A 16716-nucleotide genomic window follows, 5' to 3' on the forward strand; every position below is an offset into this window, starting at 1 on the left:
GGGTTTGTGCGGCTACCACTGACCAGTCTGTTTGCCGAATAGGGATATTTTGTATGGCGAAGAATGCTGTGTTGCGAAATTCAACCATTCTTGTGCCGGTGTTCGTGCCGGCGGTTATCGTTGCGTTATTACTGATTATTGGCACCATCAGTGATCCGCAGCTGGCGGGGGAGGCGTTTTCGGCTGCCCAGTCCTGGATCACCGTTAACTTCGGCTGGTTCTATATGCTGGTGGTGGCACTGTTCTTTATTTTTATCGTCGGCATCAGCCTGACTTCCTGGGGCAACATCAAGTTGGGGCCCGACCATTGTGAAGCGGAGTATTCGTTTCCGGAATGGTTCGCCATGTTGTTTTCGGCGGGTTATGGCATCGCGCTGTTGTTCTTTGGTGTGGCCGAGCCCGTGCTGCATTATGCCGAACCGCCAGTGGGCGCTGCGCAAACGGTGGATGCGGCGAAACAGGCCATGCAGATTGCATTCTTCCACTGGGGCTTTCATATCTGGGCGATTTACGGCCTGGTCGGCCTGGTGATGGCATATTTCGCTTTCCGTCACGGTTTGCCGTTGTCCATGCGTTCGGCGTTTTATCCCCTTATTGGTGAAAAAATTTACGGCCCGATCGGCCATGCCATCGACGTGTTTGCCATTCTCGGCACCATGTTTGGTATCGCTACCACCCTGGGTTTGTCGGCGGCGCAGATTAATGCCGGGCTGAATTACCTGTGGGATGTGCCGGTGGGCAACATGGTGCAGATCAGCGCTATCGCTATTGTTACCGCGCTGGCGACGGTGTCGGTGGTGGCCGGGATGGACAAGGGCGTGAAGCGCCTGTCGATTCTGAATATGGTGCTGGCCGTGGTGCTGATGCTGTTCGTGTTCGTGGTTGGCCCCACCGTGCATATTCTGGAAAGTTTTGTTCAGAATACGGGCAGTTACCTGAGCAATATTGTCGAGCGTACGTTCAATTTGCAGGCGTATACGCACAGTGACTGGATCGGCAACTGGACCCTGTTTATTTTCAGCTGGACCATCGCCTGGGCGCCCTTCGTGGGCTTGTTTATTGCCAAAATCAGCCGTGGCCGGACCATTCGCCAGTTTGTGGTCGGGGTGATGCTGGTGCCCAGTATCTTTACCTTCCTGTGGTTCTCGGTGTTTGGCGATACGGCACTGAACGCGATCATGGAACAAGGCTATACCGAGCTGGTCACTCAGGTGCAGGCGGACAAGGCGGTGGCGCTGTTCCAGCTGTTTGATCACTTGCCCTGGTCCACGCTGGTGTCGTTCCTGGCGGTGTGCCTGATTGTGACCTTCTTTGTGACGTCGTCGGATTCCGGCTCGCTTGTTGTGGATTCCCTGGCGTCCGGTGGTGTGCTGGAAACCCCGGCCTGGCAGCGGATTTTCTGGGCGGTACTGGAAGGCGCCATCGCGTCTGTGCTGTTGTTGGCTGGCGGCTTGAGCGCACTGCAAACCATGACCATGGTGAGTGCGTTGCCGTTTGCGATCATCATTCTGCTGGCCGCCGTGGGGATGTGGCGGGCGCTGGTGATCGAGGGGCACCGGGAAACCAGTTTGCAGGCGCACATGGCCCATAGCCGGCATATGACCGGCAGCCAGTGGCGCCATCGCCTCACCGCCATGATCCGCTACCCCACCCGCGAGGAGGTGGAATCCTTTATTCGTGAAACGGCCATGTCCAGCATGAACAAGGTAGTGGAAGAGCTACGCAAGGCCGGTTGGGATGCCACGGTGAATTTCGACGAGCAGTTTATCCGTGCCGAGCTGGTGGTGAACCGCGATGAGCACGTGGGCTTTATCTATGACATCCGCCTGATTACCACGCCAGTGCCGGAATATGCCTACAGCAGCCGCGAGGCCAAGGTGAGCGATGCCCATGAGTATTGCCGCGCCGAGGTGTTCCTGCGTCGTGGTGGCCGTTCCTACGATGTGTTCGGTTACGATGAGGTGGATATCATCCGCGACATGCTCGACCAGTTTGAAAACTACCTGCACTTCCTGAATGTGGCCCCGGGCAAGCTGCCCTGGGAAATGGCCGAGCACGATGATCTTCTGCGCGATCAGGGTGACGACAGTGAAGGCAATGACGGAGAAGACGATGGCAGCGTAAAGCCGGTGTAATGAGTCACTAACCGAAACGCTGTTATCGGCTGGACGCCCCACATGTTGGGGCGTCTTTCGTTTCAGGGCGAAGTCGGATTACGCCTTTAGGCTCTCTGTGCCCTTGGGTAAATCTGACCTGCAAAACCAGACGACTCTCTGGTTTTGTAGGTTGAATTAGCCTGAAAGGCGTAATCCAACATTTAGGGTCGTCAAAACTCGAAGGGTGAGAGTTCAGCGTTTGCGCGCCAGTTTTTCCAGGCTCATCAGGGTATCCAGATAGTTCACGAAGTGTTCCAGATACGCAGGCGACAGCTCGCGCAGGGTTTCGATGGAGCGGGTGACCAGCCGGTGGGAGTTGAGCGGGCCGGCGTCGCTGGGGGTCTGGGTGATGGCATCGTCGATGCGCTGGCGTGCCCGGTGTGCCTGGCGCTGGTGGCGAAGCTGGCGCAGGGCGCTCAGCTCCCGCTGCCTGGGCGGCGGTGGAGGGGCGCTGGCGCCATTATCTGCCAGTACCCGGGTTTCCTGTTGTTTCAGCAAGCCTGCCAGGGTGTTGCCCTCTTCCGGGCTGTCATCCGCTGGTGGGTTGCTATAAGCCTGCTGTAAGGGCGCAAACGGTGACGCTTGTGCCGGCTGGCGCCGCCGTAGCAGGGAGCGGAACTGGCCGGGGTTGTCGGTGGGTTCCCCGGCGCGTTGCAGGGTCTCTCTTGCCTGATGCAGCGCGTCTTCGTACTCGGCCAGTTGGGCGGTCAGTTTGCCCTGTGTGCCGATAGGGGGCTCAGGCAGGGCAGCCAGCCGCTGGGCCAGGCTGTCCAGGTAATGGAACTGCACCGGCTCGAAATGTTCTGCGCCCTGTTCACGCAGAGCGGCTAGTCGATCCAGCAGGGCGCCGAGTGTGGGCGAGGGCGCGGCATGATCAGGGTGCATCGGCTTGCTCACTCTGCCTGGGCACGGTGGTCAGCTCCACCCGGCGATTACGGGCCCGGCTGTCGGCGTCGTCGTTGGGGGCCACCGGCTGGTTGTCGCCGAAGGCGGCGGCAAAGACCTGGTCGGCGGGCATGCCCTGCTCGATCAGGGTGCGGGTGACAGTAAGTGCTCGCTGGGCGGACAAGCCCCAGTTATCCGCGTAACGGCCATTGCCCCGGTTGATGGGCAGGTCGTCGGTGAAGCCGCTGACCATGAGCATGTCGTCATGCTGGCTGAGGAAGACCTGTAGCGGCTTGACCAGATCGCTGAGCAGGGCTTCGCCTTCCGGTTGCAGCTGGTCGGAGTTGAGCTGGAACAGCACGCTGCCGCTGATACCGATGCGGCCATTGTGAAAGGTCACCCGGCCGCTGGCCAATGGGTCGGCCAGCGCTTCTTCCAGTGCCATGCGGCGCTGTTCTTCGGCCAGCCGCTTGGCTTTTTCCTGTTCCAGGGATTGGCTCAGCTCCAGCTGGATGCCGATCACCCACACCAGCAACAGCACCAGAATGCCCACCAGAGCAGCCATGAGGTCGGAGAAGATGGCCCAGACCGGCGAGGCCTGGGCATCGCTGTCGTGTAATTCGTCCATCAATTGACCTCGGAAGCCGGGCGCTGGCCATCCTGCGCGGGCGCCTCGCTATGACGCAGGCTGGCCAGGGCATCGATCACGTCTTTCTGTGAGGCCATGCTCAGCTCGATTACCTCGCGGGCCTGCTCCACGTAATAGCCCAGTTGCTCGTCGGCGCGGGCGGACGATTTCTCCAGCGAGGTTTCCACCTGCTGCAGGTTGTCCAGCAGGGTGTCGTTGGCGCTGCTGAACACCTGCACGGCAGCGGCAAAGGCGTCGCTGAGGCTGGCCACTTCGGCGGCGCTGCCGGTGACGTCGCCGGCCACCTGATTAAGGCGGCTGGCCTGGTCGCTGACCTGTTGCGAGAAGGTGTCACTGACCTGGCTGAGCGTCTCGCTGGAGGTGCGGATCAGGGTGTCGATGGCGTCGCGTTGGGCGCCGGCCGCTGCTTGCTGGCCAGTGAGCAGGGAGTCCAGCTCGGCCATGATGCGGCGGCGCTCTTCCAGCAGTTCGTTATCCCGCTCGCTGCTATGGGTCATTTCCTCGCGCAGACGGGTGATCACTTCCGCGGCTGCTTTGGGGGTTTCCGAAGCGGTTTCGATAAGGCGAGTCATGGGCGCTTCCAGAGCGCTGCCCAGGCGGCCCAGGTGCTCGGTGACGGTGGCTTCCAGCCCGGCCAGGCGTTCGCTGGCGGCGTCGCCGCGGGCCGCTTCCTGATCACGCAGGGCATTCAACTGTTCGCCCAGTTGTTTGATCAGGCTGTCCATGCCGGTTTGCTGGCCGCTGAGTAGCCCGGCGGCGCTGTCGCGGAATTCGCTGTTGTGTTCGTGCAGGGCGCTACGGATTTCGCTGACCAGCGTGGCCACGGTGCGCTGTTGTTCGCCGAGGCCGGTTTGCCAGTGCTGGGCGGCCTGTTCGGTGCTGGCCTGGAATTGTCCGGCGATGGCGGCAAACTGCTTCTCGCTGTGTTCGGCTACGGCCTGTTGGCTGCTCTGTAGCTGTTCAAGCAGGTCCGCGCCGCTGGCCCGGTGGGCTTCCAGTCCGGCGTTCCAGTCTTGTAGTGCCTGACGGGTGGCGGTCTGAAATTCACCGGTGATGCTGGCCAGTTGTTGCTCGCTGGCACTGCCCAGTTGTTGCTGGGTATCGCGGACCTGTTGCAGCAGGGTGTTGCTGTTGTGCTGGAACTGGTCGTGGTGAGCGGCCAGGGAGGTGCTGATGTCGTTGACCAGCCGGGCGCTGGTCTGCTGGTGCTCGGCGAGGCCGGCGCGCCATTGTTCGGCGGCGTGTTCGGTGGTGTCGCGGAAGCGCTCGGTGAGTGTGCCGAGCTGCTGTTCGGTGATGGCGTTGAGCTTTTCGTGGGTGCCCTGAACCTGCTCGCTGAGGCTGGCCAGTGACTGGGCCATAATCGGCTGCACACTTTCCGCCGCCAGGCGGCTGCTGTCGGCGAGGGTGTCACGCAGGGAGTCGCCCACGGAGCGTGCCAGTCCCTGGTATTGCTCCTGGAGTCCGTTGTGGAAGGCTTGTTGATTGCCGGTGAGCTGCTCGCCCATTTGCTCCATGCGCCCGGTGAGGGTCTGCAGGGCGGTGACCAGTTCCGGGAACACCTGTGACTGACTTTGCAGGGCGGCGTAGGCTGCTTCACGTTGATGGTTCAGGGAAAAGCGGTACAGCTGGCCATCCACCGCATCATCGAGCTGGCGGGATACGTCCATGCGATCGCGGCGACACAGGGTGGCGGTGAGCCCCAGCATGGCGGAGGCGGCTACCCCGGCAATGGAGGTGCCGAAGGCCAGGCTCAGGCCGGCGATGGGCGCGGACAGGGCGCTGCGGATGGCGGTCAGTTCGCTGCTGCCGTCCAGGGCGGTGGCGGCGCCTTTCAGGGTCACGATCATGCCCACAAAGGTGCCGAGCAGGCCGAGCATCACCAGCAGGCCGGTGAGGTAAGGGGTCAACACCGGGCCGGGCAGGGCGGCGGGCTGGCCGTCGACGCGGCGTTGCACGGCATGGCGCAACGTGCCGGGCAGGTCGGTGAGCCAGCGGGTCAGTGATTCCCGGCCGGCATCGGGCTCGGGGAGCTGCTGCAGTTGTTGATCCAGCCGGGCGGTGTCGCGGCGATAGCGCAGCAGTTCCAGAAAGCCGAGCCCGTAGACGGCGGCGATCAGCAGGGTAACGGTGAGGGCCACCGGATTGCGCAAAAAGGTGGCGCCAATCCAGATAACGGCCACGGCGCCAAGGGCAAAGGGCAGAGCAAATAAAAAACGTCTCATGGGGTGGTGCTTTCCTTGTGATCAATGTCGGCGAACGTGGAGCCGGTGGTTGCGTCGCAGGACGCGGCGGTGGCGGCGCCCAGCAGGCCCAGAATGGGCTCCTGACGGGCGTCCAGTTCAGCCAGCAACAGCATTTGAATTTCCTGACAGAACTGCGCTAGCCAGCCGCTGACGGCCATCCAGTCCTGCGGTGGTGTGTGTTGGCCCTGCTGCCAGAGCGTGCGGTAACGCTTTTCCAGAAAGGCGGGCAGGGCGCTGAAGCAGCGGCGAACGTAGGCCGAGAGGCTGTGCTCGAACACCGCATCCAGCTCGGCCAGCCGGGCCAGCTCGGCACTGTGTGCGGTGAGCTGGCGGCGGGCGCGCAGGCGCAGGTTGGTCAGTGCGGCGATCATTTGCCGCTGGTGGGCCTGGTGGAAGCGTTCGTAGGGGCCAAAGCTGGGGCGCTTGTCTGCCGGGGCGTCGAGATCGACGGTGGGCAGGCTGATCACCGAAGCCGCCTGTTTGCCGGCGAAGCTGTGGCTCAGGTTCTCCAGCAGGGTGTTACGGGTTTTCAGCAGGTCGGCCTGCAGGGTGTCGGTGATATCGTCCCGGGGGGTAAACGGGCCGTTGGGACGGTGCTGGGTGGCGGCATCCAGGGCAATGGTGTCGGACAGGTCAAACAGACGCCCCAGCCGTTCGGCAAAACAGGGGTGAGAGGACGCGGCGGTTTTCGGGTCCAGGCTGGCGAGCAGCTGAACCAGCCGGCTGCCGGCGGGGCCGGTTTGCGCGGGTGTTTGCGTCCTATGCATACTGTTGTCCATGGCGACTGCAGGTACTGTAAAAACGGGCTTGTCGGTGGCCGCAGCGAGGCGCTGCCTGTGCCGATTGGAATGGATCGGTGGGCCAGCCGCCCATTCTAATCGGGAAAGGCCGGCGATGATAATGCGCTGGTCGGTTGAGAGATGAGTTGCGAAATCCGTCGTAGACTGGGGGCAGGGCGGAGAGAGGTGATGAGCGTCTCTGCCAAAACCGATGAATCGACAAGCAAAGGAGTGCGATATGAAGGCAATGACGACGGTAATGCCTGCCCTGCTGCTGGTAGCGGGACTACTCAGCGGCTGCGAGCCGGACAAGGTGGCAGGTGGTGACCGTGATCGTTTCGGCTGCCTGCCTTCTGCGGGTTATCAGTGGTGCCCGGCTACCGGGGCCTGTGAGCGCCCGTGGGAACTGGCTGAGGCCCGCGGCTTCGACAATACCCAGGCCGGGTTCGAGGCGTTTTGCACCGATTCGGCAACAGACCAGTAAGACGAAGGGTGTCATGAGTGAGTTGAGCGCCATCCGCATGCTGGCGGACTATAACCAATGGATGAACGGGCGCGTCTATGAGGCCACCGCTACCCTGGCTGAAGCCGTGCGCCGGGAAGACCGGGGCGCTTTTTTCGGTTCCATCGAGAACACGCTGAACCATTTGCTGGTGGCGGACACGCTGTGGCTGAAGCGGTTTGCGGTGCATCCTGCGTGTATCGACAGCCTTGCGCCGATCACCCTGCTGCCCACGCCGCCGGCGCTGGATGCCCCGGTACGGGAGACCTTTGCCGAACTGCATTTGCACCGGCTATGGCTGGATCAACAAATAGTGGATTGGTGTGGCGATTTACGTGACGCCGATCTGGATTACGTGCTGTCGTATCGTAACAGCAAGGGCGTTGCGGCGCGGCGACGGTTTGGCAGCTTGCTGACGCATTTTTTCAATCATCAGACCCATCATCGCGGGCAGGTAACCACGTTGCTGTCGCAAGCGGGTGTGGATGTTGGCGTGACGGACTTGTTGGTGCGTATTGCTGATGAAATGCAGTGAAACCGGTGGATATGCCGGTGGTAGCGTAAACAACGACGAGGTAGTAATGAACAAGGGTGTCATGGTTTTGGCGGCGTTATTGATGGTATCCGCCTGTTCCAGTCAGCAGAAACAGGAAATAAAAGAGGGCGGTCGCGAGGTGGGTGAAACCACCCGAGATGTAACCCGTGACATCGGCCACGCTACCCGCGATGCGGCCCGTGAAACCGGGCACTTCTTTCGTGATACCGCCAAGGAAATTTTCGGTGGCGGAAGGGGGGACGGCAGTGAGGAAAAAGAAGCGGACGACAGCGAACAGTAGCGAGCCGCTACAGGTTAGCGTCAAATTTGCGATTCAATGGGCAGCCATGACAGCATCCACACCTTCATGCGTTGCCAGCGGGACGTCTCCGGGTCGTGGTCCAGGGTCAGTGGGGTGTGGTCGTCTGCATCTCTCGCCTGCCATTGCAGTTCCCCCTCGTCATCAAGGCTGACATGCCAGGCTGAATCGTCGCTGACCCAGCTGGCAAACAGCTGGCTGAGTTGTTGATTCAGTGATTCGCTTTCAATCAGCAAACCGATTTCCGTATTTTGCAAAATCGAGCGGCCGTCCAGGTTCACGGAGCCAACGAAAGTGCGGTCGTCATCAATCACAAAGGTTTTGGCGTGCAGGCTGGCGCGGGATTTTCCCTTGAACCAGTGAATGCGTTCCTGTTGCCCGGCTTCGGCGCGAAGCTCCCACAGGGTGATGCCATTTTCCAGTAGCGGTTTGCGGTAATTCACATAACCACTGTGCACGATGGCCACGTCGGTGGTGCTGAGTGAGTTGGTAAGGATGCCAATGTTTACGCCGCGTTCAGACAGTGCCGAGAACAATGCCACTCCGGCATCGCCGGGTACAAAATACGCGGAGCTGATTTGCAGCCGTTGCCGGGCGCTTTCGAGAATGGTCTTGAGGGAGGCGCCCAGATAATCATCGCGGCTCAGTGTGTCGCGGGCGGTGGCTTTTTCCGGTGGGTCGGCATAGAGGGTGGCCTGCCCCCAGTCCAGTGGCACTTTTCCTTCCACAAGGCGGCGGCCCAGGCTGGAGCCGGAGAGGGCGCTGGCAAACTCGCTGTTCTTTTGTTCATCCAGAAAACGGAGCAGCGTGCGTTGCAGGGTGGGCAGGTCCATGTCTGCGTCGTCGGCATCAAGAACGCGATTGATCGGCACCGAGGCGGGCGTGTTCCAGTACCGGTCAAAACTGGCAACACCGTCAGGGACAATTTTGCCCACGGCCATCACATCCACATCCTGAAAATCCACATTGGTATTGGAAAAATACTCGTCGCCCAGATTGCGACCGCCAGTGATCATGACGCTGCTATCCGCCACCATCAGTTTGTTATGCATGCGGTGGTTGGTGCGCCCGAAATGTGTGGCCATTTGAAACGCCCGGCTAATGCCGCTGCGGGCAGCAACCGGATTGAAAATGCGAATATGAATGTTGGGATGTTGTTCGAGGGTGGCAACGAGGGGCTCTGCCACACGCGTGCCCAGATCGTCGACCAGAAGACGTACCCGAACCCCCCGATCTGCTGCTTCCAGCAATTTTGCGACAATGATGCGCGACGAGGTGTCGTCGGAAACAATATAGTACTGCAGATCCAGCGAGGACTGGGCCACTTCGATCAGGGCAACGCGTGCCACAAAGGCGGACAGCCCTTCATGCAACAGGTAAAAGCCGGATTGACCTTCATGCTCGGGGTTTTCGTGAAGTTGTTCCAGGCCTGCGGCGATAGGCCCCTCCGCTGGGCTGGGCAGGGCGGTGCTGGCAGGGCGGCTGCCTGGGTCATAGTCGGGCTGTGCCTGGCAGGCGGTGGAGAGCAGGGTGATCAGTAATAGCCCGATCAGGGGCGGCATATGAGGCATGGTGGAGTCATCGCAGCAAGTCTGCGATTATCAAAGCGCAACAGCGCAATAATTTCAAACTGAACGCGAACAGGGAACGGGCCATGTTGAAGCGAGGGGTGCTGGCGATAGTTGCAGGTCTGATGACGGGAACGGTCCAGGCCGATTTCTTTCAGGATTACATGATCGACCCGGAAGACGGCATGCTGGATGGTAGCCGTTATCTTTCCGAGGTGCCGCAGGGTTTCTTGCCGATTCCGATGATTATCACCGAACCTGCAGTGGGCGCGGGCCTGGGCATGGGCGCGATTTTTTTCCACGAAAGTGAAGAGCAAAAAAAGCAGCGGGTGTCCGGTAACAGTCCGGCCATTTTGCCGAATAACATCAGTGTGGTGGGGCTGGGAGCCACGGAAAATGGAACGCGCGCGGCGGGGCTGGGGCACATGGGCTTCTGGCATAATGACCGCATTCGTTATCGCGGCTTTGCCTTGTTCCCTGATTTGAATCTGGATTTTTATTCATTGGGCGGGCGTGACCTCCGTGACCCTGTCGAGCTGAATGTGAAAGGACCGGCGGCGGTCCAGGAGTTGAAGTTCAGGCTCGGCGCAAGCCGCTGGATGTTGGGGGCAAGACAGGTTTACCGGCAGGTTGAGCTGTCTCTTGAGGAAGATATTTCATTACCCAACCCGCGCCTGGAGCAGGCGGTAAATACCTTTCTACGTAACAATCTGGGGGATAAGATTCATACCTCCGGGTTGGGTGTGCTGGCGGAATACGATAGCCGGGATAACCCTCTGGCCCCCCAGTCCGGGCTCTACTATGCCGGTAATTACGTGTGGTATGGGGGGAGTGTTGGCAGTGATATCAACTTTGGCAGCTATACGCTGGAGGGTCTGAATTACTGGAATGCCAACGAGCATTTCAATTTTGCCCTGCGCCTTCAGTATGACGGTGTCGATGTGAGCGACAGTACCCGATTGCCACCTTATGTGTTGCCATATGTGGATATGCGCGGCATTCCGGCGGTGCGCTATCAGGGTAAGGCGGTCGCGGTGGCAGAAGTGGAGGCGATCTGGAAAGCCAGTCCTCGTTGGCGGTTCAACTTCTTTGGTGGCGGTGGACGTGCCGCAGAAAGCTTTTCGGATTTGTCAGACGCCGAGGTGGCCAACAGCTACGGTACCGGGTTTCGCTATCTGATTGCTCGCCGGTACGGGATGACAATGGGGGTGGATATTGCCCGGGGGCCAGAGGAGACCGCCTGGTATATTCAGGCGGGGTCCAGCTGGCGCTGATCAGTCTTCTTTTTCGTCCATGTTTTTGGCTGCGGTGCGGGCATCTTCCAGCGCCGCAAACTGTTCGGAGATCAGCGCGCCCACTTCCTGATTCACCTTGCGAATGGTGTCGTACACCAGGCCAATGGTTTTGCGCTGTTTTTCTTTCAGTGCCGGGGCCTTGTCTTCAAAGAGGCCCAGCTTCTCCAGCGCGTCAAACGGTAGCCCGGCAATATGCTGGTGCACGTCTTCCACGGTGGTAGCGCCATCTTCAATGGCTTCCTGAATCATGTCCTTGAGCAGCTCTGCTCGTTCTGCTGTTTTTTTCATTGTTGGCCTGCATGGTCAATCGGGTAAGGGGCTGTTCCGCAATGTAGCGGAAACCTTTAACAACGACCATAACCATTATGGGCGCCGGGAACACGTATTGATGCCCGATTGTCTGACCGTCTGTACCGTTGCCGGTGACAGACTTGACCCTGTTCAATAAATGGGGCCACTCTGAAACCGGGTTCACCTGTGAATCCCTGATCGAACAAGGAGTTGCGATTATGGAAACCGGTAAACAAATGATTGCCGATATCAAAGGCAAGCTGGATGAACTGGAAGCCGAGCTGGATCAACTGGAAAAGCAGGGGGCTGGAGACCGCAGCACCGAAGCGGAGCGACACCAGCTGGCTTTGCAGGATGTGCTGACAGAATTGCAGCAACGCATTGACGAATACCATGAACTGACCGGTGCAGACAGCGTGGATGGCCAGGCTAACTGGCAACAGCTGGACAATGACCTGAAGGATCTGGGCAGCGATCTTTACGGCGCCAACTGATTCGATGACCGCCTATTAGCCCTCGGGGTCCGGGGGCTTTTTCGGTATGCTTCTGTCTGGTTTTTCCAGGGACGGGAGTCACTCTATGGCCATTGGGCCGCTCAGCTGGCCGCTGCTGCTGCACTCGGTGCGCCGGCATTTTTCCCTTTTCTTCATGCTCTTCTTCTTTCTCGGCTTGCCGTTTGCGGCGGTTGGCGTCGGCCTACTCTGGTTTGAAGGTGGCGATGATTGGGGGGCGGCGTTTGGCGGGGCCTTCTTTGCGCTGGTCGGCATTGGGGTCATGATCATGGCGCTGGTCACCAGTGTCAGCAGCATCGGCTATTACTACGAGCGGGCCTTGCTCAGAGAGCACGGCACCAATGTGGATGGGGCGGTGTTGTCAGTGACGCAATACAATGAGCCAGAGGACGGAGAGGAAACGCTGTGGTTGCTGCGTTTCCGTTATAGCTGCCATGGGCAACCCCATGAAGGGGAGGCGGTTCTGCCGGATGAGGAATGGGTGAGCCGGCTGGGTGAGAATGACTGGGCGCCGTTACGGGCACTCAAGCCACGCCCGGCGTATGCAGAACCCCGCTGGCGAAAATGGAAAAATCAGCTACAGCGCGAAGGGCGCTGGTAGGCCGGACCGGGCTGCCCCGGTCCGGCGGGGTATGCCTACAGCAGCTGGCCTAGCCCCAGTACAGCGACAAACCCAACGCTATACGCCACCAACAGATAGCCGAAGTACCGGAGGTAGCTGCCGAACGTCAGCGCTTCGATCTTGCTCATGGCGATCACCCCGGCGGCGGAGCCGATGACAAGAAGCGCACCACCTACCCCCACCGAGTACGTCAGCGACAGCCACTGGGCCAGGTTCATTTCGATGCCGGAATTGAGCAGAGCGGCGGTGAGCGGCACGTTATCAAACAGCGCCGACGCCAGGCCCACCAGGAAGTTGGCGGCCACCGGCGGCATCACTTCATAGAGTGCCGGGAAGTAGGCGAGCATTCCCAGCTCCTTGAGCATGCCGACCAGCAGCAATACGCCCAGGAAGAACAGCAGGGTGTCGAACTCGATTTTGCGAATGTATTCCAGAACCGGTTCGTCCTTGTTCAGGAACTGCACCACCATGAACATCAGTGACAGGCCGAACAGGAAACACAGCACCGGCGGAATGCCGAACGCCACGTTGGCGGCGATGGTGCCGACAATGGTGGCGAAGAACAGCAGGGCAATGACCTTGTCGCCGCGCTCAATGGCGCTGCTTTTTTTCTGGATATGCACGTCGCCACTGAGGCCCAGCGAGAGCATGAAGGCGAGCACGGCCACGGCGCCGGCGGCGGGCAGGCTGAGCAGTAGCAGGTCCGGAATTTCCACTTTGCCGGCCAGAAAAATCATCAACGTGGTGACGTCACCGGTGATCAGGGCAGTGCCACCAGCATTCACCGAGAACACCACCAGCACCACGTAGCGCATCAGCTTTTTGGCCGGCAGGTTCAGGTTCATCAGCACGGCGATACATACCAGGGTGGCGGTGATGTTGTCGGCCATGGAAGAGAACAGGAAAGCAAACAGGCCGGTGAGCAGCATCAATTTGCGTTCGCTGATGTGCTCGGGCAGCAGCTTGTTGACCAGGCTATCGATAATGCCCTTGCTGGACAGGTAGGCCACAAAGGTCATGGCGGCCATCAGGAACAGCCACAGGGTGGCAATATCCAGCAGGTTTTCGTTCAGGCTTTCCATCAGCGCGTCGTGGCTGAGGTGGGCCGGGGGGGCAATAAAGAACAAAAGCCAGGCGAACGACCCGAAAAACAGGGTGGTTTTCGCTTTATCAATATGAACGATGTCTTCGACGACGATGGACAAAAAGCCCAGCGCCACCAGGATCAGCAAAACGGTAGTCATAACGGGCGACTCGCACTGTAGGCAGAAGGTGGAGAGTGGAGGGCGGCGCTATATTAGGCGTTTTGTGAACAGGGTTCACCGGAAACGGCCTGTTTATCCGTGGTTGTCCGGCCAATTGTGGACGAAAAACGGGCAAAGGTGGGCAAATTTTGCCCGTCCCCCTTTAAAAAGATGAGAATAATTCGCATTATGTGCACCCTGATTGCTTTCGCATCGGTGTGCCGGTGCGTTTTGCTTATTCATTTTGCTTATTGTGCCTGATGTCATCGAGGAATTTTCATGCTGACCCGCCTGTCCGCCGGGGGCCTGCTACTGGCTTCCCTGTTCTTGTCTGCCTGCAGCGACGACCCGCAATCCACCGACGCCGACAAGGCTCCGGCCTATGACCAGGCACAGGGCAAGCGGGTGGTGAGCCATTACGCTGATGTGGCGCTGGCCACCTTTGGCGACGCACTGTCCGGTGCCCGCGCCTTGAAAACACAGATCGATGCCCTGTTGGCGGCGCCCACCGAGGCCAACCTGGCCGCCGCCCGTGATGCCTGGCGTGCCGCGCGGGTGCCCTACATGCAGACTGAAGTATTCCGCTTCGGCAATGCCGTGGTGGATGAATGGGAAGGGCAGGTGAATGCCTGGCCGCTGGATGAAGGCCTGATTGATTACGTGGACGAGGACTATCAGGCGGTGATGGGCAACCCCGGGGCCCGCGCCAATATTATTGCCAGCGAGTCACTGAAAATCGGTGAACAGACCCTGGATCTGACCGACCTGAACGCGGAACTGCTGGCCAGCCTCAACGAACTGGGCGGTTCCGAGGTAAACGTGGCTACCGGTTACCACGCCATTGAATTCTTGCTGTGGGGCCAGGACCTGAACGGTACTGACGCCGGTGCCGGCCAGCGCCCGGCAACGGATTTCGCCACCGGCCCGGACGCAACGGGTGGTCACAACGAGCGTCGCCGCGAATACCTGTCAGTGGTCACCGATCTGCTTATCGACGATCTGGAAGTGATGGTGGATGAATGGCGACCGGGTGAAGAAAACTACCGGGCCGAACTGGAAGCGGACAGCGTGGAAAACGGCCTGCGCAAGATGCTGTTCGGCATGGGCAGCCTGTCCCTGGGCGAGCTGGCCGGCGAGCGCATGAAAGTGGCGCTGGCGGCGCACTCCCCGGAAGACGAGCACGACTGCTTCAGCGATAACACCCATGCGTCGCACTTCTATAACGGCAAGGGCATTCGCAATGTGTACCTGGGCGAGTATCAGCGGACCAACGGTGAAACCCTGACCGGCCCCTCGCTCAGCGACCTGGTGGCGGCGAACCAGCCGGCGGCGGACAGCCAGCTGAAAACCGACCTGAACGCCAGCGAGGTGGCGCTGCAGGTGCTGGTAGACAGCGCCAACCAGGGCACCCATTTCGACCAGCTGATTGCCCCGGGCAATGCGCAGGGTGCCGACACGGTGAATGCCGCCATTGACGCCCTGGTCGTGCAAACCACCAGCATTGAAAAAGCGGCGCGGGTGCTGAACATTCAAGCCCTGAACCCGGATACAGCCAATCACAGCTTCTGACGTTAGAACCTGAAAGGCGCGCATGCACGCAAGGGGGCAGAGGCCTCTCTGGGGTGCAGGCGCGCCCCTGTAGCGAGCTGCCCGCCAGCCATCAAGAAAGAAGGAAGCCCTGCTCTTGCGATATCTCCCGCTGACGTTTGCTGCCCTGCTGGCGGCGTGTGACACCGGTCCCTCCTTTACCCAGGCCGAACCCGGCGAGCAGTTATCTGCAGGCGACGCCACGGTGACCAAGACGGACCAGAACGCCTTCTCTCTGCCGCTGGCCAATTTGTCGCCGTCGCGGCGGCTGGACTTCAGTGTGGGCAACAGTTTTTTTCGCAACCCCTGGGTGATTGCGCCAGCATCCACCGATGCCCGTGACGGGCTGGGGCCGCTGTTCAATACCAATGCCTGCCAGAACTGTCATATCAAGGATGGCCGCGGGCACCCGCCCGGGCCTGACGCCAAGCAGGCGGTCTCCATGCTGGTGCGGTTGTCCGTGCCGGCGGCGGCCGACGATGACCTGACCCAGGGCGGATTGATGCCTGAGCCGATCTACGGCGGGCAGTTTCAGGATGCGGCCATCCCGGGTATTGAACCGGAAGGGCGGGTACGGGTGGATTACCGCCCCCGCACGATCACCTTTGAGGATGGCCATCAGGTGGAGTTGCGCGAGCCTCGCCTGAGCTTCAGCAACCTGGCCTATGGAGAGATGCACCCGGCGACGCTGTTTTCCGCGCGTATTGCTCCACCAGTGATTGGACTGGGGCTGCTGGAAGCGATCCCGGAAGCGGACCTGCTGGCCCACGCCGACCCGCAAGACAAGGACGGTGATGGTATCAGCGGTCGGGCCAACCGGGTCTGGGATCGCAGCAACAACACCACCGCCATGGGGCGCTTCGGCTGGAAAGCCGGCCAGCCCAGTTTGCGCCAGCAGAATGCGGAAGCCTTCGCCAATGACATGGGGCTGAGCAGTCATCTGGTGCCGACAGATTCCTGTTCCTCGGCCCAGCCCGATTGCCTGGCCATGCCCAATGGCGGCGAGCTAGAAGTCAGCGACTCGATTCTCGACAACGTCACTTTCTATACCCGCAATCTGGCCGTTCCCGCCCGCCGGGATGTGGATGATGCACAGGTGCTGGCGGGCAAGAGCCTGTTCTTCCAGGCTAACTGCCAGGGCTGCCATGTGCCGGTGTTCACCACCGGGGCCGACGCCGCCGAACCGGAGCTGGCGAATCAGACCATCCGGCCTTACACCGACATGTTGCTGCATGACATGGGGCCGGGTCTGGCAGACGGTCGCCCGGAGTTCCTGGCCAATGGTCAGGAATGGCGCACGCCGCCGCTCTGGGGTATCGGCCTCACCGAGGCGGTGAATGGCCACACCCAGTTCTTGCACGATGGCCGCGCCCGCAACCTGATGGAGGCGATCCTCTGGCATGGTGGCGAAGCGGCCGGGTCGCGGGACGCGGTACTGGCGTTTGACGCCGAGCAACGGGCTGCGCTGTTGGCGTTTCTGAACTCTTTGTGATTTTTTCTGTAACGATTTTAAGGTTGAGGATGGA

Annotated in this window: 16 protein-coding genes; 9 read left to right on the forward strand and 7 right to left on the reverse strand. The window is 60.3% G+C overall.

Translation table 11 applies throughout. The features are described from left to right. The first annotated feature begins 53 nt into the window (after positions 1 to 53). The gene (locus tag F1529_RS02185; RefSeq protein WP_155131758.1) at positions 54 to 2135 is read left to right on the forward strand and encodes a BCCT family transporter; all 2082 of its coding nucleotides are present in this window, start codon (positions 54 to 56) and stop codon (positions 2133 to 2135) included. 213 nt (positions 2136 to 2348) lie between these two features. Here the strand turns inward: F1529_RS02185 and F1529_RS02190 are convergent, their stop codons facing one another. Genes F1529_RS02190 through F1529_RS02205 form a run of 4 tightly spaced genes read right to left on the reverse strand, consistent with a single transcriptional unit; the run spans position 2349 to position 6703 of the window. Then, positions 2349 to 3041 carry a DUF2894 domain-containing protein gene (locus tag F1529_RS02190; protein WP_155131761.1) on the reverse strand — a complete coding sequence of 231 codons (693 nt, stop codon included), beginning with the start codon at positions 3039 to 3041 and terminating at the stop codon, positions 2349 to 2351. Then, entirely contained in the window at positions 3031 to 3669 is a 639-nt protein-coding gene (locus F1529_RS02195; protein ID WP_155131764.1) for an OmpA family protein, read from the reverse strand. Before F1529_RS02195 ends, F1529_RS02190 begins: the two co-directional genes overlap by 11 nt. Then, complete coding sequence (locus F1529_RS02200; protein ID WP_155131767.1) at positions 3669 to 5915, reverse strand: DUF802 domain-containing protein; 2247 nt, start codon at positions 5913 to 5915, stop codon at positions 3669 to 3671. Before F1529_RS02200 ends, F1529_RS02195 begins: the two co-directional genes overlap by 1 nt. Then, complete coding sequence (locus F1529_RS02205; RefSeq protein WP_230457685.1) at positions 5912 to 6703, reverse strand: DUF3348 domain-containing protein; 792 nt, start codon at positions 6701 to 6703, stop codon at positions 5912 to 5914. The genes F1529_RS02200 and F1529_RS02205 overlap by 4 nt, the downstream gene beginning before the upstream one ends. 250 nt (positions 6704 to 6953) lie before the next feature. Here F1529_RS02205 and F1529_RS02210 point away from each other — a divergent pair, with 250 nt between their 5' ends. From F1529_RS02210 to F1529_RS02220, 3 genes are read left to right on the forward strand one after another with little or no spacing between them, the layout of a single operon-like run. Continuing rightward, positions 6954 to 7199: a serine protease gene (locus F1529_RS02210; RefSeq protein ID WP_155131773.1), complete on the forward strand. Its 246-nt coding sequence runs from the start codon at positions 6954 to 6956 to the stop codon at positions 7197 to 7199. 13 nt (positions 7200 to 7212) lie between these two features. Then, positions 7213 to 7752 carry a DinB family protein gene (locus tag F1529_RS02215; RefSeq protein ID WP_155131776.1) on the forward strand — a complete coding sequence of 180 codons (540 nt, stop codon included), beginning with the start codon at positions 7213 to 7215 and terminating at the stop codon, positions 7750 to 7752. Next, positions 7739 to 8053, forward strand: coding sequence for a hypothetical protein (locus F1529_RS02220; RefSeq protein WP_230457686.1), 315 nt, complete (start codon positions 7739 to 7741; stop codon positions 8051 to 8053). The genes F1529_RS02215 and F1529_RS02220 overlap by 14 nt, the downstream gene beginning before the upstream one ends. Positions 8054 to 8073: 20 nt before the next feature. Here F1529_RS02220 and F1529_RS02225 read toward each other — a convergent pair whose 3' ends face one another. Further along, complete coding sequence (locus F1529_RS02225) at positions 8074 to 9642, reverse strand: phospholipase D family protein (protein ID WP_230457687.1); 1569 nt, start codon at positions 9640 to 9642, stop codon at positions 8074 to 8076. A 122-nt stretch (positions 9643 to 9764) separates the two neighbouring features. Here F1529_RS02225 and F1529_RS02230 point away from each other — a divergent pair, with 122 nt between their 5' ends. Next, positions 9765 to 10913: a BamA/TamA family outer membrane protein gene (locus F1529_RS02230; protein ID WP_230457688.1), complete on the forward strand. Its 1149-nt coding sequence runs from the start codon at positions 9765 to 9767 to the stop codon at positions 10911 to 10913. On the opposite strand, the gene F1529_RS02235 is transcribed toward F1529_RS02230, so the two are convergent. Further along, on the reverse strand, positions 10914 to 11222 hold the full coding sequence (locus tag F1529_RS02235) for a hypothetical protein (RefSeq protein WP_039926707.1): 309 nt from the start codon (positions 11220 to 11222) through the stop codon (positions 10914 to 10916). A 221-nt stretch (positions 11223 to 11443) separates the two neighbouring features. Between F1529_RS02235 and F1529_RS02240 the strand changes: the two genes are divergently transcribed. Both F1529_RS02240 and F1529_RS02245 read left to right on the forward strand, forming a co-directional pair. After that, positions 11444 to 11719, forward strand: coding sequence for a hypothetical protein (locus F1529_RS02240; protein WP_230457689.1), 276 nt, complete (start codon positions 11444 to 11446; stop codon positions 11717 to 11719). An 85-nt stretch (positions 11720 to 11804) separates the two neighbouring features. Then, positions 11805 to 12338: a hypothetical protein gene (locus F1529_RS02245; RefSeq protein WP_155131786.1), complete on the forward strand. Its 534-nt coding sequence runs from the start codon at positions 11805 to 11807 to the stop codon at positions 12336 to 12338. A 35-nt stretch (positions 12339 to 12373) separates the two neighbouring features. Here F1529_RS02245 and nhaD read toward each other — a convergent pair whose 3' ends face one another. Next, on the reverse strand, positions 12374 to 13603 hold the full coding sequence (gene nhaD, locus F1529_RS02250) for a sodium:proton antiporter NhaD (protein WP_007148570.1): 1230 nt from the start codon (positions 13601 to 13603) through the stop codon (positions 12374 to 12376). 279 nt (positions 13604 to 13882) lie between these two features. Here nhaD and F1529_RS02255 point away from each other — a divergent pair, with 279 nt between their 5' ends. Both F1529_RS02255 and F1529_RS02260 read left to right on the forward strand, forming a co-directional pair. Beyond that, entirely contained in the window at positions 13883 to 15172 is a 1290-nt protein-coding gene (locus F1529_RS02255; protein WP_155131789.1) for an imelysin family protein, read from the forward strand. 115 nt (positions 15173 to 15287) lie between these two features. Next, on the forward strand, positions 15288 to 16682 hold the full coding sequence (locus F1529_RS02260; RefSeq protein ID WP_155131792.1) for a di-heme oxidoredictase family protein: 1395 nt from the start codon (positions 15288 to 15290) through the stop codon (positions 16680 to 16682). The last annotated feature ends 34 nt before the right edge of the window (positions 16683 to 16716 follow it).

Source organism: Alcanivorax sp. VBW004 (assembly GCF_009718865.1).
GTDB lineage: Bacteria > Pseudomonadota > Gammaproteobacteria > Pseudomonadales > Alcanivoracaceae > Alcanivorax.